Raw genomic sequence first — 19,911 nt, 5'->3', positions numbered from 1 at the left:
TTTTTTACTAGATACTTAGTATATCAAATTATTTGCTATAAGACAAAACTATTTTTCAAAGAAAAAACTCTTTGGTAAAACCAAAGAATTTTAAATTAGATATATACTACACAACTTTAGTTGTTAATTTTCTTAAATATAGAGATAACAATAATCCGAATAAGAATAAAAAACCAAAAACCATTAATGTCAATTGATAGGAATTTCCCCATGAATATGTCTTTGATAACAATAGGGGCCCAAACAGACCTGCTATTGCCCATGCTGTTAAACTATAACCATGTAAAGTAGCTAATTCCTTTGTTCCAAAAATATCACTTAGATAAGCAGGTAATAAGGAAAAACCTGCACCATAACAAGTCATTAAAATAGACATCGCTATTGCAAATACAATAGCATTGAATGACAAAAATAAACTAGAAGTCATAATAAAGTTCACAATAAATAATATTATAAAGGTCAACGGGCGTCCAATGTAGTCAGAGAGACTTGCCCATAACAGACGTCCAAAACCGTTAAATATCCCTAGTACCCCTACTAATAAGGCTGCAGATTCTGCGGAATAGCCTGCTAAATCTTGTGCCATTGGTGAAGCTGCTGATATTAAACCTAAGCCACACGAAATATTAATAAACAAGGTCAACCAAATGATGTAAAAGGTTTTTGATTTTATAGCGACGTTTGCTTTTAATCCAGTGATAATTTGTGAATTCATAGCATTCTTTTTACCATCGTGAGTCAAAATAGTTATTTTTTCCTGAGGTGGTTGTTTAATAAATTGTGAGGCAATCATCATGACAAAAAAATATACTAATCCCAAAATATAAAACGTTTTACCCACACCAATCCTAATCAGTAAGGATTGTGCAAGCGGACTTGTTACTAAAGAAGCAAAGCCAAATCCCATAATAGCGAATCCTGTTGCTAGTCCCCTCCTATCAGGAAACCATTTAATAATAGTCGATACTGGAGTAATATAACCTGAACCAAGTCCGATTCCTCCTAAAATACCGTATGCAACATACAGTAACCATAACTGCTGAGTTTCAATGGCTAAGCCTGTTAACACATTCCCTGCTCCATATAAAATAGCAGAAATCATTCCCATTATCCTAGGACCAAAACGCTCTACTAAGTGTCCCATAAAAGCTGCAGACATTCCTAGACAAAAAATAGCCAAACTAAAAGCGAATGAAACTGATGAAATATCCCAACCAGTCTCTGAGATAATTGGGTTACGAAACACACTCCAAGCATAAGTTGATCCTAGCATTAAATGTAAAACGACTCCAGAAACCGCAACTACATAACGATTTAAATTTTTCAAATAATCCTCCTAAAAACGAACTTAAGTTTTATTTTTAAAAATATAGTTCGCAATAAACAGATTATCAAAAAACTGAATATATCACCAGTTTTCTGCTTAGCATATCTATTTTCCTCAATAAAACTGAATATTATTCGTGATTAAAAAACAAAAAAGTTAGGGTAACTTGTTACCCTAACCCCTCTATTATCCTACTTCAAGAATATCAACTATTTTAGAAAGATTCATTGAGTTAGAACCTTTTAATAATATTTGATCTTTCTCCTTAAGAGTATCTTTTACTTTTGCAAGCAATTGATCAAACTGATCCACTTCTTGATTCTTTTTAAAGAAATACACTTTACCAATTGGGAACATCTGGCTTGCTAATTGAGCTAACCCCTCAATATCCTGGCCATAACAAATCAAAGTATCAATAGAGTCAGGTCTGATACTCATAATCATTTGATTATGTAAATCCACAGATTGTTCTCCCAGTTCTTTCATATCAGCTAAAAGAGCAATCTTCTTTCCACCATCATTATTGGGAATAGCTGAAAAGGTTTCTAGTATCAATCGCATAGCCGTTGGGTTAGCATTGTAAACATCTGATAAAATATCTGCTCCATTGGCTGATTTCTTCCATTCGGTGCGATTACGAGTTAGTTGAAGATTTTCTAGAGCATCCACTATATCTTCTTCTGCTACTGCTAATAATTTTCCAACATAGGCAGCGACCATCGCATTAGTTGCATTGTACTTACCAGGTACTGGTATACGTAATTGGTGCTCCAAAGCATTAGTTTTAAAAGTTAAGGAATGTTTTTCTTCTTTGAGTTCTGTCACTTGCAATTCTTGGTCATGGCCAAAACGAATAGTCATCTGGTTTGCTGGAAGATATGGATCAATAATTGGATCTCCCGGTGCAATTAATATGCCATCTGAACTCATACCATCTGTGATTTGCATTTTCCCTTCTGCAATCTTTTCTCGACTACCAAAAAATTCTAAGTGTGCTTCACCAATCAAAGTAACAACAGCAATACGTGGTTTTGCAATTTCAGATAACACATGGATATCTCCAAGATGATCCTGTCCCATCTCCAAAACAATTTTTTCAGTATCTTCTGGCATGTGTAGCACAGTATATGGTAAGCCAATCTCGTTATTGTAGTTTCCTTGTGTTTTATAAGTCTTATATGTGGTTGATAAGATTGCAGCTATCATATCTTTAGTTGTTGTCTTACCATTTGAGCCAGTTACTGCAATAACATCAACGTTCATCTTTTCAATATAATACTGTGCCAAGACTTGAAATGCTTTAAGTGCATCAGACACTAAAAGATAAGGATGACCCGCTATTTCCTTCTCTGAAATGGTTGCTATTGCTCCATTATCAAAAGCCATCTCTATAAACTCATGTCCATCTCTTGCTCCTTTTAAGGGAAGAAATAAGTCACCTTCACTGATATTACGACTATCAAATTCAATATTTCCCAGGGGAACGTCTTCAAACTCTGATACTTGATTTTTAGCGCCAACTACTTTAGCAACTTCATGCAAACTAAGCTTCATATCATTTCCTTTTCTATTATTTAGCAACAATGTTGTAGATAGTATGCTATCCCTTATAAACGAATATACTCCTAAATTATAACACACTTTCATAACATATCATAGATTTGAAAAAGCTCAACTAAGAAAGACTTAGTTGAACTTTTTTAAATTAAATGACTCTCACGTTTTTCAAACATTTCTTTAGCTAACATAACTAACTTTTCAATCAAATCACTATAAGTTAGCCCCATATTTTCCCAAAGCAGAGGATACATTGACCACTGAGTAAAACCGGGCATTGTATTCAGTTCGTTTAAGAAGATTTGTCCATCTTTCGTCAAAAAGAAATCACAGCGTGATAAACCACAAGCCCCGATTGCTTTAAAAGCTTTACTTGCATATTGACGCATTGCTTCCATAGTTGCTTCATCAACTTTAGCTGGAATATCCATAGTAATTTTATTATCAATATATTTGGCGTCATAGTCATAGAAATCGACGTCTTTAACAACTTCGCCAGGAAAAGTTGTCTTAACATCATTATTGCCTAAAATACCTACTTCAATTTCACGAGCTGTCACGCCTTGTTCAATCAAAATACGGCTATCATACTTGAGAGCTAAGTCAATTGCAGAGCGAAGTGAGGATTCATCTGTCGCTTTTGAAATACCTACTGATGACCCCATATTAGCCGGTTTTACAAAAATTGGGAAACTTAAAGTTTCTAAAGAGAGTTTAATCGCATGTTCCAAATCATCACCCTCAAAATAAGTTTGATATGCAACCTGAGGTACACCTACTGTTGCAAGGACTTGTTTTGTTGTAATTTTATCCATAGCCACGCTTGAAGATAGAATATTAGTCCCAACATAAGGCATCCTTAAAACTTCTAAAAATCCTTGGATAGAACCATCTTCCCCCATTGGTCCATGTAAAACGGGGAAAACAATTGCATTATCATCATAGATATCACTTGGACGAACCATTTTGTCTAAATCAACAGTTTGGTTTGTCATTAACTTTTCATCTGAAGATGGCATTTCATCAAATTCTTGTGTTTTAATAAATTGACCTACTTGCGTGATAAAATAAGTTTTAACAAAAAATTTATCATAATTAATAGCACGCATGACGCTTTCTGCAGACAGTACAGATACTTCACGTTCCGCAGAGCGACCACCGTAAAGCAAGATCAATGTTTCTTTTGACATATTTCTTCTCTTTTCTATCTAATCTAAGATTGACCTTTTAATAATACCATATTTTAACTTAACTTTCAAAAATCAATCCACTTAAAGTTAGTATTGTAAAAGAAAAAGTTAGGAGATTCCCAACCTTTTCTTTATAACAATTATAACTCTGTACGATTTTCGATTGCTCGAAGCAAGGTTACTTCATCTGCATATTCGATATCTGAACCAACAGCTAAACCTCTCGCTAATCGTGTCACTTTGATACCAGCTGGTTTTAAGACTCGTGAAATATACATTGATGTAGCTTCACCATCAGCAGTCGCATTGGTAGCAACAATAACTTCTGTCACCTGACCATCCATCAATCGAGTAATTAAACTTTTCAAATTAATGTCATCAGGGCTAATACCATTCATAGGTGAAATTAAGCCATGTAAGACATGATACAAACCATTATACTCTTGAATTTTTTCCATAGCTGACACATCTTTACTATCTTCAACAACCAAGATAACAGACTGGTCACGCGTCTTATCTGTACAAATTAAGCAAGGATCATCATCAGTCAAATTACCACAAACAGAACAATAGGTTAATTCCCGCTTAGCAGCTAATAAATTCTTAGCAAATTCATTAACATCTTCATCACTCATACCAATGGTGTAAAAAGCTAAACGTGTTGCTGTTTTAGTACCTATACCCGGTAATTTTGAAAAGCTGTCAATCAATTTAGCAATTGGTGTTGGGTAAAGCATTCAAATGTCCTCTCTTATTGTCCTGTGAACTGTGAAATATATTGATCAATCATATCTCGTGCAACTAATTGATGGGATTTTGTTGTATCAGTTGTAACATGCGGATACATTACCGCTACTGCTATTTTACGATTAGTATCGTAGGCAATAGCGTTTAAGTTGTAGGTAGAAACTGTTTGTCCATTTATATTTTTAGCAAATGTTTCAGCGGTACCAGTTTTACCACTAATGGTTGTCACATTCCCCCTCATTGACGTACCAGTTGCATAGCCACTTCCACTATTGACAACGTTATAAAAACCTTCTTGAATAATGGCTAACTCTTGATCTGAGATAGCTATCTTATTTAGTGTTTTAGGAGTGATTGAACGAACCAATTGAGCGAACTTATTAGAATCATTCCCTTCATAGATATCTGAAACCACGTGAGGTGCTAAACGATTCCCATTATTCGCAATAGTTGAGATATACTGACCAAGTTGCATTGGTGTATAGGCATCATACTGACCGAACGATTCCATTAGAGTTGTTCCTAAGCTGTATTTTCCAGGTACATAACCTTCTGATTCAGGTAAATCTAATCCTGTAGAAACCCCTAAACCATATTCGCCGTAAGTTTTCCTTAGTTTAGCCATTGCTTCTTGATAGCCTCGATCAGTTAAAGCATCTCCTGTATTATAGTCTTGTCCCATTAAACGAAGTGCTACTTGAACCATATAAGTATTAGATGAATACTCTAGCGCTTGTGCCGCAGATATTGGAGTCAAACCTCGTGTAAACCATGACCGTATATTAGCAATTTCTTGGTCATAAAGCACTTCATTTCCTCTAAGAACTTTATTTTCCCATCCTGATGATAGCGTCGCACCTTTCACAACAGATCCTGGCGTGAAATTCTTAGCAATAGTGCCTAGGCTGTCATCAACTAAATTCCCATGATCATTTTTCAGCCCAGCCATTGCTAACACTTTACCAGTTGAAGGTTCTATAGCAACTGCATACATCCCTTCGGAAAAACTAGCGCGCCCACTAGATAATTCACTGCCATAGTATTGTTTCAAGATACTTTCTACTTTGTTTTGGTAATTAAGATCAATCGTTAATTTAAGATTTCTTCCTGACTTACCTTCTTGCGTAATATTATCTGAAACAACTTTACCTTTTTTATTAACAACTACTTTGCGAATTTGTCTGATTCCTTGTAAGTCATCTTCATATTGTTTTTCAAGGTAAGAAGTTCCCACTCGGTCATTCAGTGAATAGCCTTTTTTCAAATATTTTTTAACTTCTTCTCTTGGTAAACCTGCCTTTTCTGTAGAAATAGTACCTAATATATCCGATAAAGAAGTTCCTTTTTTACGACGATGCCAATTACTTGTTACAGAAATTCCTAACAGTTCCTTCTTATCAGCATCCAGTTTCTTGATTTGATCATCACTTAATTCACCTGTACTTAATTTCACTGAACCAAACGTTGGTGTCGCATTCATTTGGTTAAATAAGGCAACCACTTTTAACTCATCTTCAGAATAGTTAATAGCGCTCACTGGAACTGCAGCAACTGCATTTGCATATACGGTTGATTCGGCTAGATGGTTACCAAATTTATCGTAACGTTTAGAATCTGGTAAACTTTCAACAACTTTTTTGTAGTTGGCTTTATCTGCTAAATAATAATCTCTCTTTGCTCTATCGCTTGAAGCAACTTCGGTTAAGGTAATGTAATGTGATAATTTATTCGCTAACTCTTTGATAGACTGAGATGAAATATTGTTTCCTCTAGAAAACGCCACAGTAGGACGTTCATCATTTTCAACTAAGACAACTCCCTTAGCATCAAAAATCTGACCTCTCGCTTTTGATTCTTTCACTGTATAACTCGTAAGAGCTGTCAGTTTTTTCATGTAAAATGATTGTTGCCCAATCTGCATTTGCTCTAAACGAAGAATTAGAACAGTAAATAATAAAACAATAATAAAAAATAGAAGATTTAATCGTCTAGGTATGCTAGCATTTTGCTTTTTTACAGTGAGACGATACCTTTTTTTACGATTCAACATTAACTCCTTGCTATAAAAACTCTGACTACTATTGTATCATAAAAATGGTTTTTTACAGACACTCAAAATGTTATAAATAATAAAAAATTCAAGCCAACTTGGCCTGAATTTTTTATATAAAGATTAGATTATTTACCTAAGTAATATTCTGAAACAAGGTTTAATTTTTCATCAAATTCGAAAACAAGTGGTGGGAAGTTAGGAATTTCAACGTCCATGATTTCATCATCTGACAATTGTTTGATATGTTTTACAAGAGCACGGATTGAGTTACCGTGTGCACCAACAAACACATTTTTACCATCTTTAAGAGCAGGAGCAATTTTATCTTCCCAGAAAGGAAGAGCACGCTCTAAAGTAACTTTTAGGTTTTCTGCATCTGGAATAACAGAATCATCTAGTGAAGCATAGCGACGATCAGTATGTGCTGAATGTTCATCATCTTTAGCCATATCTGGAGGCAATACATCATATGAACGACGCCAAATATGAACTTGCTCATCACCAAATTGTTCAGCTGCTTCTGCTTTATTTTTTCCTGTCAATCCACCGTAATGACGTTCGTTCAAGCGCCATGATTTTTCAACTGGTACCCAAAGTTGATCAGCTGCTTCAAGGGCAAGGTTAGTTGTTTTGATGGCACGTTTAAGAACTGATGTAAAAGCAAGGTCGAACTCAATACCTGCTGCTTGAATTAATTTCCCAGCATCAATAGCTTGTTGTGTACCTTTTTCTGAAAGATCTACGTCAGCCCATCCAGTGAAAAGGTTAGCTTTATTCCACTCAGATTCACCGTGGCGTGCGAATACTAATTTTACCATTAGAAAATTTCTCCTTTAATTTTGGCTATACCAATATTTACTTTAACTATTCTACAAAAAATAGCCATAAAAATCTAGTCTGATTACTAGTTCAATAATCAAAAATAGCTTATTATTAACTATCTATAAGAAAAGGCATATCACCTAGAGTGCTATGCCTTTAGATATCATGTGATTTATTTAACAAAATCTAATAAGGCAAGGAAGCTTTCTGCTTCAAGTGAAGCTCCACCTACAAGGGCACCGTCAACGTCTGGGCAAGCCATATATTCTGCAACGTTTTCAGGTTTAACTGAACCACCGTATTGAACGCGAACTTTGTCAGCAACTGCTTGACCGAAGTCTGCTGCAACAACGTCACGAACTGCTTTACACATGTTTTGTGCGTCGTCTTGAGTTGCTGATTTACCAGTACCAATAGCCCAGATTGGTTCGTAAGCGATAACAAGTGATGATACTTGCTCTTCTGACAAACCTGCAAGAGCTGCTGAAACTTGAGCACCTACGAATTCAACCGCTTTACCAGCTTCGTAAGTTTCAAGAGACTCACCGCAACAAATGATTGGAGTCAAACCATTAGCAAAGATAGCTTTTGCTTTTTTGTTGATATCTTGGTCAGTTTCATGGAAATAATCACGACGTTCTGAGTGACCGATAACAACGTAGTCTGTACCCATTTCAGCCAATACTTTAGGGCTGTTTTCACCAGTGAATGCACCTGAATTCTCAAAATAGCTATTTTGAGCAGCGATTTTCAATTCTGAACCTTTAGCTGCTTCAAGAACTGTTGATAAAGTAAGTGCTGGAGCAGCAATCCCTGCTTCAACAAGTTCTGATGATGGTAATTTAGAAGCTACTGCTTCGATGAATGCTTTTGCTTCTTCTGGATTTTTATTCATTTTCCAGTTACCAGCGATAAATGGTTTACGTGACATTACACATACCTCTTCTTTTTTTATTTACTAATCTATCATACCATAAATTATAGTTAATTAAAAGTTTCACGAGTCTAGTAAAACGCTTTAATTATAGATACTAAAAAAGAGTCCCTGAGGACTCTTCACAATTTGAGCTGTCTGACTCTAACTGCCGTTTGGGAACTTAATTAAGTTAAATTAAGCTTCGATTTCTGAAACGATACCTGAACCAACAGTACGTCCACCTTCACGGATTGAGAAAGTAGTACCTTGTTCTACGGCGATTGGGTGAATCAATTCAACTTCGATAGTAACGTTATCACCAGGCATAACCATTTCTGTTCCTGCTGGAAGTTCGATTGAACCTGTTACGTCAGTTGTACGGAAGTAGAATTGTGGACGGTAGTTGTTGAAGAATGGAGTATGACGTCCACCTTCTTCTTTAGAAAGGATGTAAACTTCACCTTTAAATTTAGTGTGTGGGTTGATTGAACCTGGTTTAGCAAGAACTTGACCACGTTCGATTTCATCACGTTGAACACCACGAAGAAGAACACCAACGTTGTCCCCTGCAAGACCTTCGTCAAGTTGTTTACGGAACATTTCAACACCAGTAACAACTGCTTTTTGGATATCTTCTTTAATACCAACGATTTCAACTTCGTCGTTGACACGAACAGTACCACGGTCGATACGTCCTGAAGCAACTGTACCACGTCCAGTGATTGAGAATACATCTTCGACTGGAAGAAGTAAAGGTTTGTCAGTATCACGTTCTGGTTCTGGAATGTACTCATCAACAGTGCTCATCAATTCCATGATGATGTCTTCGTATTTTTCATCGCCTTCAAGTGCTTTAAGAGCTGAACCTTGGATAACTGGAAGGTCATCACCTGGGAAGTCGTATTCTGAAAGAAGGTCACGAATTTCCATTTCAACCAATTCAAGCAATTCTTCATCATCAACAAGGTCAACTTTGTTCATGAATACGATAAGGTGTTTAACACCAACTTGACGTGAAAGAAGGATGTGCTCACGAGTTTGTGGCATTGGTCCATCAGTTGAAGCAACTACAAGGATAGCTCCGTCCATTTGAGCAGCACCAGTAATCATGTTTTTAACGTAGTCCGCGTGTCCTGGAGCGTCGATGTGGGCATAGTGACGTTTTTCAGTTTCGTACTCAACGTGTGCAGTGTTGATTGTGATTCCGCGTTCGCGCTCTTCTGGAGCAGCATCGATAGAAGCGTAATCTTTTGGTTGGTTAACTGAAGTAGGCAAGCGACGTGCCAATACAGTTGTGATAGCTGCTGTTAAAGTAGTTTTACCGTGGTCAACGTGTCCGATTGTACCAATGTTAACGTGTGGTTTACTACGATCGTATTTTTCTTTTGCCATTTTAGGAAAAGCCTCCAATAAAATATATTTTATAGATAGACGGTAGGCAATACAGTCTAACTTTACTTATCTATTTTAACAAAATCCTCTAAAAAAGCAAGTATTTTATGCTTTTTTGCTTATTTCTTTATTTCCTTAAAATTCGGGTAAGATTGATTGAGGCGTTTGTTATCTCTTATATGTATTTTTTAGTAGTTATCATATAATCATATTGTTAAATACATCCTAATTTATAGTATTAGAATATTAATAGACACTTCTTTTCTTCAAATATCTTCTCTCTATTAATTAGAGTTTAAATTTCAAAAAATACAAAAATCGAGATAAAAATCTCGTTTTTTGTTTGGATGATTATTTAAAGGCATCAAGGTTGATTATTTTTTCATTTTTTTCTTGTGGCTTATATTGCTCTTCTGCTTCTTTCATTATGAGTTCCTTTTTCTCGTTAGCATCAATATTAAGCACGAATCCGATAGCTACAGAAAGTACCAAGAGGCTGTTCCCTCCTTGGGATAAGAAAGGAAATGTCACTCCAGTTGAGGGGATTAACCCAGAAATACCACCAATGTTAACAAAAACTTGCATCAATAGCATTGCTCCAATACCAAGAGCGATCATTGAGTTGAAAGGATCTTTAGCCTTTATACCTACGTGCATAATACGTAAAATTAAGAAGAAAACCAAAGCTAAAATAAACCCTGCACCAATAACTCCTAATTCCTCAATAACAATTGAAAAGACAAAGTCTGTTGTTGCTTCTGGTAAGTACCCTAATTTTTCAATAGAATTCCCAAGTCCTCGACCAAACCAGCCACCGTTGCTCATTGCATAATATGAATTAGCCAACTGGTGTCCTGAATCTGTTAAATCTTTAAATGGGTCAAAAAAAGCATTAAATCGCTTAGCTACATAACCAAAGACAGGGACTTTAGCCATTGTCTCAACTCCAACAACTGCAATAGTTCCGATAAATAAAGTTGACCCCACGACGATTAGACCAAGTAAAGCTGAAAACCATCGATAACCAATACCACTAATACAGTACATAATAATGACCGTTAGAACAATTATCGAACCATTTCCTAAATCAGGTTGTGCAATTACCAAACCAATCATAAATAAAGAATAAAATCGCCAATCTTTTAGGTCGCTTAGTGATCTCGGAAGCCATCTCCCTTTTGTCAAAGCTTGATAATCATATATTTCTATCTTTTTTTGCCTTCGAGCAAAAGTAAACGCTAAATACCATACAATGATAACTTTTAAATATTCAGCAGGTTGAAAACTAATAGGACCAATAACAATCCAACCATGTGCTCCATTAACTTCTTGTGTGAAAAAGCGCGCTATTAGTAGCAAAAATACTTCTACCAATACTGCCATAGTCAACACTTTAGAATTTTTCAAAAAATTTAGTTTCAGTTTATAGATAAAGATAATTGCAACCAAACTGACTGCCCAAAAGACACCCTGGTTGATTACTGAACGAAAAGGGTTAGCTCCAAGCTGAATTAGAGTTGCACTAGTTGTCGAATAAATTACAATTAAGCCTAGAATAGACAATATCAAATAGGGAATGAGGATGGAATAATTCAGAAGATGCCTTTTATCAATTTTCATATTGTATTATTTCCTTTAATATATCAAAAAATTACCATTATGCATTATATCATCTTTCGAAGTAAAGTAAAAGGGAGAATAGCAATGATCCTCCCTCTATCAATATTAACCTGAATTTCGTAAACCTGTTGCAATACCATTAATAGTAATATGAATCAACTTCTCATAGTCTTCATCTAGTTGGTTACTACGAAGACGTTTAATCAATTCAATTTGAACATAATTCAAAACATTGAAATATGGCAAACGATAATCTAAACTTGCATGTAACATTGGGTTTTCTTCTAATAAATTATCATGCTGTTCAATAGCTAAAATCATATCTTTAGTTAACTGCCATTCATTAAGGATGATATTAAAAACATCTCGAACTTCTTTACTTCCAGCTAACTGAGCATACTGAAGCGCAATATTCATATTTGATTTTGATAAAACCATATCTACATTAGATAAAAGAGAATTAAAGAATGGCCATTTTTGATACATGGTTTGTAATTTTGCTAAGTTTGCCTCATCTTGTTCAATAAATTGCTTGAAGGCTGACCCAACACCATACCAACCCGGAAACATAATACGATTTTGTGACCATGAAAATACCCATGGAATTGCACGTAAACCTGAAATTTCTGTAATTGTTTTACGTGCTGCTGGCCGAGAACCAATATTTAAACTTGATACCTCTTTAATTGGACTTGCTTCAAAGAAATAGTCATAGAAATAAGGATTATCAAAAACTAAATTTCTATAAACGGCATTACTTTCAGCCACAATACCATCCATTGTCTCACGGAAATTATCAATTTCATTAAGGTTAGTAATCATACGTGTTACCATGCGGTCTATGGAAGCTGAAATAAGCATTTCAAGGTTATAATAGGCTGCATCTTGATTACCATATTTATTCTCAATGATTTCACCTTGCTCTGTTAGGCGAATTCGATCTTTGATTGAACCAAAAGGTTGTGATGTGATAGCTTCATAAGATGGACCACCACCACGACCAACAGTTCCACCACGACCGTGGAAAAATGTGATTTTAATACCGTTTTCTTCACCTATTTTTGTTAGCTCATTTTGAGCTTTATATAGAGTCCAACCAGATGATAAATAGCCACCATCTTTATTACTATCTGAATAACCTAGCATTATTTCTTGATAATTGTTGTTAGTTGTAATCCATTTTTTTACTAATCCATAATGTAGATACTGGGTCATAATATCACGTGAATTATCCAAATCTTCGATGGTTTCAAATAACGGTACAATCTGAATGCGAGCTTGATTGGCATCAATTAGTCCAACTTCTTTTAACATGATAGCTAACTCAAACATATCCGAAACGCTCTCTGTGTGAGAAATGATATGCTGTTTTATAATGTCTTCACCCAATTGATCTTTTAACTCACGTGCTGTTTGGAAAATAGCCAATTCTTTTTGAAGTAACTCGGATTTAGGAGTATGCGTAGAAGATAATGTTCTAGGATCTTCTGTTAATTCTTTTAAGAGAAGTTGACATTTTTCTTCTTCTGAAAGAGAACTGTAATCATCTACAATATTGGCAGACTTCAATAATTCTGCTACACAAGCTTCATTAATACTAGAATCTTGACGCATATCAATAGTAGCTAAATAAAATCCAAAGATATCTACTGCTTGAATAAGACAAGCTAATTCGCCATCGACAAGAGAATCTTGTCCATGTTGAACTAAAGATTGCTTCACAAGTAACAAATCTTGTTTAAACTCCTCAGCAGTAGCGTATGCTGGTAGTTCTTCTGTCTGTATGTCAGAAGCTACTTGAGCGATATGTGATTTTATATACCTTCCTACAATACCAGAAGATTCTTGGCGACTAACAAATTTCTCTTTTGGGTAAGAACCAACTTTTAAATTTAGTAGGGTTTGTACTAGTTTATCTTGGATAAAATTGAAAGCTTTACGATAAGGTTCATTTTCCCTATATACTGAATTATCTTGTGACTGGTTTGCCAACGTAACAAGTTCGGGAGAGACTTCAGTTAGACTTATTGAAAGTGACATATTACGATAAAGTTCATTTAGCTGCTCAATATAATGGTTAATAATCACTTCACTTTGTACCATAGCTGATAATCTTAGTGTCTCAGCAGTTACAAAGGGATTGCCATCTCTATCACCACCAATCCACATCCCCATAGTCAGAGGCTTAGGATTCTCTAAGTGAATACCTTTTTTAGCTGCCAGTGCCTTATATTCTGCTGTTAATTTGGTAACTGCTTTAATAAGAGAACGGTTGTAATATTCCATTACATTGGTTATCTCATTTTTGACTTTCAATTTTTTCTCGCGAATAGTGTCTGTTTGCATGATAATGCCGATGTAACGACGCAAGTCAGCATACCATTTTTCTTGATTCACGATTCCTGCTTTGACATCTCTGTATTTACGTAATAAATCATGAATCTTAGACGTTAATTCGAGCACCGTTTTACGCTGCACCTGAGTAGGATGAGCTGTTAGCACAGGCACAACATTGACGTGTTCAAGAATATCTTTAGCATTTTCATGGCCAGCTACAACATCAATAGTCGTTGATAACTTTCCTAGGTAATCTTGGTTAAGATTATTTTTATAATTAATTTCATATGCTAAATCAACGTCTTCTGAAATATTAATTAAGAGCGGCAAAATAGAGAAGTAACGAGAAACAATAACCATCTCCTCGTTGCTTAAAGCCGAAATAGTTTCCTTCAAACCAGTATAATCGTCAGTTGATGATAATGAAACTATTTTTTCAATCTTGTCAAATGATTCACTACCAATCAATTTTTGCGTTGCTTCATCCAAAAGCTGCTTCAGTAAACCGACCTCTTCGGTAATGATTTCTTTATTGCTACTACTTTCTAATTTCGGGTGGGACAAACCATCACTTCCTCTCTTAAATCTCACTACTATGATACCATTTTAAAGTAAAAAGTAAACCATTCTAGGATTTTTAGATAGAATTTTCAGATTTTTACTTATTTATGACAGTAATCAGTTTTTCTTGTTCGACTTTTTTGATATACTGAGGATAATTGAGATTAACTGATTAATTGTTAATTAACAACTATTATTAAAGGAGTATCGCATGGAACTTAAAAAACGCTCTGAATTCCCTGAAAATGAGCTTTGGGATCTGACTGCTCTCTACAAAGATCGTCAAGATTTTTTACTGGCTATTGAAAAAGCTCTTGAGGATATCAAGGTTTTCAAAAAAAATTACGAGGGAAAACTTAATTGTGTTGAGGATTTTACTAGTGCCCTTATGGAAATCGAGCATATTTATATCCAGATGAGTCACATTGATACCTATGCTTTTATGCCTCAAACTACTGACTTTAGCAACGAAGAGTTTGCACAAATTTCTCAAGCAGGATCAGACTTCGCAACTAAAGCTAATGTACTACTTTCTTTCTTTAATACTGCCCTAGCAAATGCAGATATAAAGATTTTAGATTCTTTAGAAAATAACCCTCATTTCAAAGCAACTATTCGCCAAGCTAAAATTCAAAAGCAACACTTATTAAGTCCAGAAGTCGAAAAAGCTTTGACAAACTTAAATGAAGTCCTAAATACACCATATGATATTTATACTAAAATGCGTGCTGGCGATTTTGATATGGAAGATTTTGAAGTTGACGGAAAAACCTACAAAAATAGTTTTGTAACTTATGAAAATTACTTTCAAAATCACGAAAATGCAGAGATACGTGAAAAATCCTTCCGTTCATTCTCGAAAGGTCTACGTAAGCACCAAAATGCTGCAGCTGCGGCTTATCTTGCAAAAGTCAAATCTGAAAAGTTAATTGCTGATATGCGTGGTTACGATAGTGTTTTTGATTATCTTCTTTCCGAACAAGAAGTTGACCGTTCAATGTTTGACAGACAAATTGATCTTATCATGGATGAATTTGGTCCAGTAGCTCAACGATTCCTCAAACATATCGCCGATGTTAATGGTATTGAAAAGATGACTTTTGCAGATTGGAAATTAGACATTGATAACGAACTTAATCCCGAAGTAAGTATCAATGATGCTTATGACTTAGTAATGAAATCAGTTGCTCCTTTAGGAAAAGAATATTCCCAAGAGGTTGAGCGCTATCAAAAAGAGCGTTGGGTTGATTTTGCAGCTAACGCTAATAAAGATTCTGGAGGATATGCTGCGGATCCTTACAAAGTTCATCCCTATGTACTCATGAGCTGGACGGGGCGTATGAGCGATGTCTACACACTTATTCATGAGATTGGACATTCTGGTCAATTTATCTTCTCAGATAATCACCAAAGTTTTTTCAATACTCACATGTCCACTTACTATGTTGAAGCTCCATCTACTTTTAACGAACTTTTACTTAGTGACTACTTAGAAAACCAATTTGATACAGCACGTCAAAAACGCTTTGCTCTTGCACATCGCTTAACTGATACTTACTTCCACAATTTCATTACTCACTTACTTGAAGCTGCTTTCCAACGTAAAGTTTACACTCTAATTGAGGAGGGAGAAACTTTTGGAGCAGAACAATTAAATGCTATTATGAAGGAAGTATTAACACAATTCTGGGGAGATGCTATTGAAATAGATGACGATGCTGCTTTGACATGGATGAGACAAGCTCATTACTACATGGGGCTCTATAGCTATACTTACTCTGCTGGTTTAGTAATCTCGACAGCCGGCTATCTCAATCTCAAAAATAATCCAAACGGAGCAAAAGAGTGGTTAGCATTCTTGAAATCTGGTGGGAGCTGTACCCCTTTAGAAACAGCCCTATTAATCGGTGCTGATATTTCTACTGATAAGCCTCTACGCGATACTATTAATTTCTTATCTAACACTGTAGATCAAATTATTAATTATAGTAATCTTATTAAACAAGGCTAAACTACAGTCTTTCAAAAACATAAAAACAAGTTGGAGATATCTCCAACTTGTTTTTATCTTATTTTTTGTAAACTTCCTGATAAAATTCAATTTTGTCGTTCTTTTTAACTTTAATTTGGTTTGCTGCCTTAGGAGCTAATTTATTATTGACCTTGAACATCCAATAAAGCCCTTTGGTTTCATCTTGGCTGATGCCATCAATTGAAGTAATGAAACCATCTTTTTCTTTAACTTTATAGTTAGCTTTAAGCACATCCAAAACAGTGTCACCTTTATGGTAAACAACCTTTTCACTTAACACGTTCGTATCTTCTTTAACAACCAATTCAACCTTACCAACTTCTAACGTTGAGCTAGTTGTTGTCTTATTCGATGTAGATGGTTGCCCGCAAGCTACTAAAGTCGTAGCGAATACTGTTAGCAAGAATAATTTAATGTATTTTTTCATTCCTAAATCTCCTTAAAATCGGTAACAAAAGAGGATAAAATAAACAAGTTGATAAAGCGTGTGCCATATTAAAACTAAGTCCTGCTAATACATAAGTCCACCAAGGCATATGATATAACCAAGCAAAACAGGTATCAATAATGACGCCATAAACAACCCCTAACCCTCCTGCAAAGAAAGTTTGAAGTACTACCTCCGTTATTTTACCAAAACATACAGCTTTTGTCAGCGGATATATCAGAAATTTCCACAAGCATAAAATTAAAGTGAAGGAAATGATTTGCAAAAAGACCCATGGCCCAAAGCCCATTAAAAAAGAAGAAACTAGCATTGTTACAGTTACAGTAGCTACACCTTCTTTTAAATCGAATAAGACAACTGTAATCAAAAAAATGGCAGTAATTGGCTGAATGTTAGGCAGAGGCGCAAAAGCATATCTCAACACAACACACAAAGCAGATAATATAGCTACTCTAGTCAATTTAGTTAAAGTTGAATTCTTTATCATGTCTTTAATTATACCTCAAAACTATGACTACCGCTTAAAAGTCTTTTTTATTACAATTTCATTTCTAATGTTACATAAACGACCTCTTTTTTTAAAAGAACGTAAATAAGCCTGTAAACTTTGATTTTTTAAACCTTTTAAGTTACAATATCAATAATGAGAAGAAGAATTAAACCTATTGTTGTTGCGGTTTTTTTCAGTTTATTTGGACTTTTATTAATTATTGGTCATTTACATTCGACAAATACTTTGAAAAAAGAATTAGTTGAAGCTAAAAAGACAATTCCATCCGTAAAAGCTTCAAAAGTACCGCAAAAATCAACATCATCGAAAGATAAAGAGTTTGTTCTTAAACCGATTATCGATGTCTCTGGTTGGCAACTTCCTAAGGAGATTGATTACGATACGCTTTCAAAAAATATTTCAGGTGTTGTTATTCGTATCTTTGGTGGATCAAAGATATCTAAGACTAATAACGCTGCTTATACAACTGGAGTCGATAAATCGTTTAAGACCCATATCAAAGAATTTCAAAAGCGAAATATCCCAGTAGCTGTCTACAGTTATGCACTTGGTTCAAGTGTTAAAGAAATGAAAGAAGAGGCTCAGATATTTTATAAGAATGCAGCTCCTTACAAACCAACTTTTTATTGGATTGACGTAGAAGAGGAGACAATGTCTAACATGAATAAAGGTGTCCAAGCATTCCGAAAAGAGTTAAAAAGACTTGGTGCTAAAAATGTTGGTATCTACATCGGTACTTACTTTATGACTGAGCAAGGTATCTCTGTAAAAGGATTTGACGCTGTTTGGATTCCAACTTATGGTAGCGATTCTGGATACTATGAAGCAGCTCCACAAACTGAACTTAAATACGATTTACACCAATACACCTCTCAAGGTTATCTACCAGGATTCAATCAACCGCTTGATTTAAATCAAATTGCAGTTAATAAAGACAAGAAGAAAACTTATGAGAAACTTTTTGGAAAAGTAAAAGATTAAAAGCTACTGTTAACAGTAGCTTTTTTGATAAACTATTTATTATTTAATTCTTCAATAGAAAGGATTTTTTGAGTTGGTTTTTTCCTAAGCGAAGTAACGATTGCTTCTGCCACTATCACAACCTTAGTTGGAAAGACTTTTTGTACAACAATACCTAAGAAAGGCAAATGACTAAATAATTTTATACACTTGGCTTGGAAAATCGAGAGAGGTCGCTCTTCACCATACATCAAACCTGGTCTTACAAAAAGATAATCCAGACCGCTTGCTTTGATTATCTGCTCTGCCTTCCTTTTACTTTTAATGTAAGCTGAATAGCCGCTATTGGCTGAAATGTAAACTAACTTTGGTATTTGATTTTTGTGACAGAGTGCTACTGCTTTTTGGGTTGCTTTAACGTTAAGCTCATCTAGTTGATTGGGCTTAATCGCTCCAATACAGTCAATTAATATATCAAAATTTCTATGTTCTAAATGAATCTTATCAGCTTCTGTAATATCTCCCTTAATGTAGGTTAATCTAGGATCCTTAAATATATCACCTTTACCTTCATGCCTTGATAAGTAAGCCACCTTATGCCCTTTTGTAAGCGCTGCTTTTATTATCTGCTTCCCTAGAAAACCACTACCACCTGCAATCAGTATTTCCATAGTTCCCTCTCCTTCATTTTGTAAATTTAGTATAGAAATTTTTATATGCCTTGTCAAAGTAATCGTTTAATACCTGACCAGAATATGATTTCAAGTCATTACATTAGGACACTTCATATTTAGCTATTTATAAAACTTCTAATTTAACATTCCAAATATACTGTTGCGATATTTATTATCATTATTCCCTGAAATGGTATTCAAGCTTATTTCTAAGACTCAGTAGAAATTTACTATAATCATCTTTAAATGTTATAATAAATATGAAACAAACTTATTAGTTAAGGGTCATTATGAGTAAAAAGAATAAAATCAAAAAAACTTTAGTTGATCAAATTTTAGATAAAGCAAAAATCGAACATGATAGTCTACAATTGGATGCTTTACAGGGAGATTTACCCAACGGTATTCAAAAACAAGATATCTTTAAGACATTAGCGCTAATCGGTGATAAAACTGGTCCCATAATAGGTATCTTACCTCTCACCGAGCATTTATCCGAAAAAAAGTTAGCTAAAATTTCAGGAAACAAAAAGGTACAAATGATACCTCAAAAAGATCTCCAGAAAATAACAGGTTATATTCACGGAGCAAATAATCCAATTGGAATTCGCCAAAAACATAATTACCCTATTTTTATCGATACTATCGCTTTAGAAAAACAAGAACTCATTGTCTCTGCAGGAGAAATTGGACGTTCTATTCGTATTAATAGTGAGGTTCTTGCAGATTTCGTAAATGCTAAATTTGCCGATATAAAGGAATAA

16 protein-coding genes are annotated in these 19,911 nt (G+C 34.9%); 3 read left to right on the top strand and 13 right to left on the bottom strand.

Annotation, left to right across the window (positions count from 1 at the left end):
• Positions 1 to 106: 106 nt before the first annotated feature.
• The 10 genes from A6J68_RS05445 to ppc all read right to left on the bottom strand — a co-directional run bounded on the left by A6J68_RS05445 (position 107) and on the right by ppc (position 14,525).
• The gene (locus A6J68_RS05445; protein ID WP_000793475.1) at positions 107 to 1,327 is read right to left on the bottom strand and encodes an OFA family MFS transporter; all 1,221 of its coding nucleotides are present in this window, start codon (positions 1,325 to 1,327) and stop codon (positions 107 to 109) included.
• A gap of 186 nt (positions 1,328 to 1,513) precedes the next feature.
• Complete coding sequence (locus A6J68_RS05440) at positions 1,514 to 2,881, bottom strand: UDP-N-acetylmuramoyl-tripeptide--D-alanyl-D-alanine ligase (protein ID WP_000777511.1); 1,368 nt, start codon at positions 2,879 to 2,881, stop codon at positions 1,514 to 1,516.
• A 146-nt stretch (positions 2,882 to 3,027) separates the two neighbouring features.
• Positions 3,028 to 4,074 (bottom strand): D-alanine--D-alanine ligase, encoded by a 1,047-nt coding sequence (locus A6J68_RS05435; RefSeq protein WP_000032513.1) that lies wholly within the window; start codon positions 4,072 to 4,074, stop codon positions 3,028 to 3,030.
• A 140-nt stretch (positions 4,075 to 4,214) separates the two neighbouring features.
• Positions 4,215 to 4,811, bottom strand: coding sequence for a recombination mediator RecR (gene recR / locus A6J68_RS05430; RefSeq protein ID WP_000966735.1), 597 nt, complete (start codon positions 4,809 to 4,811; stop codon positions 4,215 to 4,217).
• A 14-nt stretch (positions 4,812 to 4,825) separates the two neighbouring features.
• Positions 4,826 to 6,871 carry a penicillin-binding protein PBP2B gene (gene pbp2b / locus A6J68_RS05425; protein WP_000934664.1) on the bottom strand — a complete coding sequence of 682 codons (2,046 nt, stop codon included), beginning with the start codon at positions 6,869 to 6,871 and terminating at the stop codon, positions 4,826 to 4,828.
• A gap of 128 nt (positions 6,872 to 6,999) precedes the next feature.
• On the bottom strand, positions 7,000 to 7,692 hold the full coding sequence (locus tag A6J68_RS05420; RefSeq protein WP_000240135.1) for a phosphoglycerate mutase: 693 nt from the start codon (positions 7,690 to 7,692) through the stop codon (positions 7,000 to 7,002).
• Between the two features lie 176 nt (positions 7,693 to 7,868).
• Positions 7,869 to 8,627 (bottom strand): triose-phosphate isomerase, encoded by a 759-nt coding sequence (gene tpiA / locus A6J68_RS05415; RefSeq protein ID WP_000087883.1) that lies wholly within the window; start codon positions 8,625 to 8,627, stop codon positions 7,869 to 7,871.
• A gap of 180 nt (positions 8,628 to 8,807) precedes the next feature.
• The gene (gene tuf / locus A6J68_RS05410) at positions 8,808 to 10,004 is read right to left on the bottom strand and encodes an elongation factor Tu (protein ID WP_001040730.1); all 1,197 of its coding nucleotides are present in this window, start codon (positions 10,002 to 10,004) and stop codon (positions 8,808 to 8,810) included.
• A gap of 351 nt (positions 10,005 to 10,355) precedes the next feature.
• Entirely contained in the window at positions 10,356 to 11,624 is a 1,269-nt protein-coding gene (gene ftsW, locus A6J68_RS05405) for a cell division peptidoglycan polymerase FtsW (protein ID WP_000687014.1), read from the bottom strand.
• 105 nt (positions 11,625 to 11,729) lie between these two features.
• A complete protein-coding gene (gene ppc, locus A6J68_RS05400; protein WP_000019275.1) occupies positions 11,730 to 14,525 on the bottom strand; it encodes a phosphoenolpyruvate carboxylase in 2,796 nt (931 codons plus the stop codon).
• A gap of 208 nt (positions 14,526 to 14,733) precedes the next feature.
• Between ppc and pepF the strand changes: the two genes are divergently transcribed.
• Complete coding sequence (gene pepF / locus A6J68_RS05395; RefSeq protein ID WP_000421047.1) at positions 14,734 to 16,533, top strand: oligoendopeptidase F; 1,800 nt, start codon at positions 14,734 to 14,736, stop codon at positions 16,531 to 16,533.
• Between the two features lie 58 nt (positions 16,534 to 16,591).
• On the opposite strand, the gene A6J68_RS05390 is transcribed toward pepF, so the two are convergent.
• Both A6J68_RS05390 and A6J68_RS05385 read right to left on the bottom strand, forming a co-directional pair.
• Positions 16,592 to 16,981 carry a DUF4430 domain-containing protein gene (locus A6J68_RS05390; protein WP_000759944.1) on the bottom strand — a complete coding sequence of 130 codons (390 nt, stop codon included), beginning with the start codon at positions 16,979 to 16,981 and terminating at the stop codon, positions 16,592 to 16,594.
• Entirely contained in the window at positions 16,965 to 17,489 is a 525-nt protein-coding gene (locus tag A6J68_RS05385; protein WP_000594807.1) for an ECF transporter S component, read from the bottom strand. The genes A6J68_RS05390 and A6J68_RS05385 overlap by 17 nt, the downstream gene beginning before the upstream one ends.
• Positions 17,490 to 17,645: 156 nt before the next feature.
• Here A6J68_RS05385 and A6J68_RS05380 point away from each other — a divergent pair, with 156 nt between their 5' ends.
• Positions 17,646 to 18,494 (top strand): glycoside hydrolase family 25 protein, encoded by an 849-nt coding sequence (locus A6J68_RS05380; protein WP_017644950.1) that lies wholly within the window; start codon positions 17,646 to 17,648, stop codon positions 18,492 to 18,494.
• 32 nt (positions 18,495 to 18,526) lie between these two features.
• On the opposite strand, the gene A6J68_RS05375 is transcribed toward A6J68_RS05380, so the two are convergent.
• Positions 18,527 to 19,144 (bottom strand): SDR family oxidoreductase, encoded by a 618-nt coding sequence (locus A6J68_RS05375; RefSeq protein ID WP_000404303.1) that lies wholly within the window; start codon positions 19,142 to 19,144, stop codon positions 18,527 to 18,529.
• A 293-nt stretch (positions 19,145 to 19,437) separates the two neighbouring features.
• On the opposite strand from A6J68_RS05375, the gene A6J68_RS05370 reads away from it, so the two are divergent.
• The gene (locus A6J68_RS05370; RefSeq protein ID WP_000038843.1) at positions 19,438 to 19,911 is read left to right on the top strand and encodes an aminoacyl-tRNA deacylase; all 474 of its coding nucleotides are present in this window, start codon (positions 19,438 to 19,440) and stop codon (positions 19,909 to 19,911) included.

Source organism: Streptococcus sp. 'group B' (genome assembly GCF_002073795.1).
Classification (GTDB): Bacteria; Bacillota; Bacilli; order Lactobacillales; family Streptococcaceae; genus Streptococcus; species Streptococcus agalactiae.
The sequence above is the reverse complement of the archived record's forward strand: the minus strand, read 5'-3'. Positions and strand labels throughout refer to the sequence as shown.

Bases quoted from the DNA above. Each gene is read 5' to 3' on its own strand.
- pbp2b (WP_000934664.1), bottom strand. From the start codon at position 6,871: ATGTTGAATCGTAAAAAAAGGTATCGTCTCACTGTAAAAAAGCAAAAT.
- A6J68_RS05390 (WP_000759944.1), bottom strand. From the start codon at position 16,981: ATGAAAAAATACATTAAATTATTCTTGCTAACAGTATTCGCTACGACT.
- A6J68_RS05440 (WP_000777511.1), bottom strand. From the start codon at position 2,881: ATGAAGCTTAGTTTGCATGAAGTTGCTAAAGTAGTTGGCGCTAAAAAT.
- pepF (WP_000421047.1), top strand. From the start codon at position 14,734: ATGGAACTTAAAAAACGCTCTGAATTCCCTGAAAATGAGCTTTGGGAT.
- recR (WP_000966735.1), bottom strand. From the start codon at position 4,811: ATGCTTTACCCAACACCAATTGCTAAATTGATTGACAGCTTTTCAAAA.
- tpiA (WP_000087883.1), bottom strand. From the start codon at position 8,627: ATGTCACGTAAACCATTTATCGCTGGTAACTGGAAAATGAATAAAAAT.
- ftsW (WP_000687014.1), bottom strand. From the start codon at position 11,624: ATGAAAATTGATAAAAGGCATCTTCTGAATTATTCCATCCTCATTCCC.
- tuf (WP_001040730.1), bottom strand. From the start codon at position 10,004: ATGGCAAAAGAAAAATACGATCGTAGTAAACCACACGTTAACATTGGT.
- A6J68_RS05385 (WP_000594807.1), bottom strand. From the start codon at position 17,489: ATGATAAAGAATTCAACTTTAACTAAATTGACTAGAGTAGCTATATTA.
- A6J68_RS05435 (WP_000032513.1), bottom strand. From the start codon at position 4,074: ATGTCAAAAGAAACATTGATCTTGCTTTACGGTGGTCGCTCTGCGGAA.
- A6J68_RS05420 (WP_000240135.1), bottom strand. From the start codon at position 7,692: ATGGTAAAATTAGTATTCGCACGCCACGGTGAATCTGAGTGGAATAAA.
- A6J68_RS05380 (WP_017644950.1), top strand. From the start codon at position 17,646: ATGAGAAGAAGAATTAAACCTATTGTTGTTGCGGTTTTTTTCAGTTTA.
- A6J68_RS05370 (WP_000038843.1), top strand. From the start codon at position 19,438: ATGAGTAAAAAGAATAAAATCAAAAAAACTTTAGTTGATCAAATTTTA.
- A6J68_RS05375 (WP_000404303.1), bottom strand. From the start codon at position 19,144: ATGGAAATACTGATTGCAGGTGGTAGTGGTTTTCTAGGGAAGCAGATA.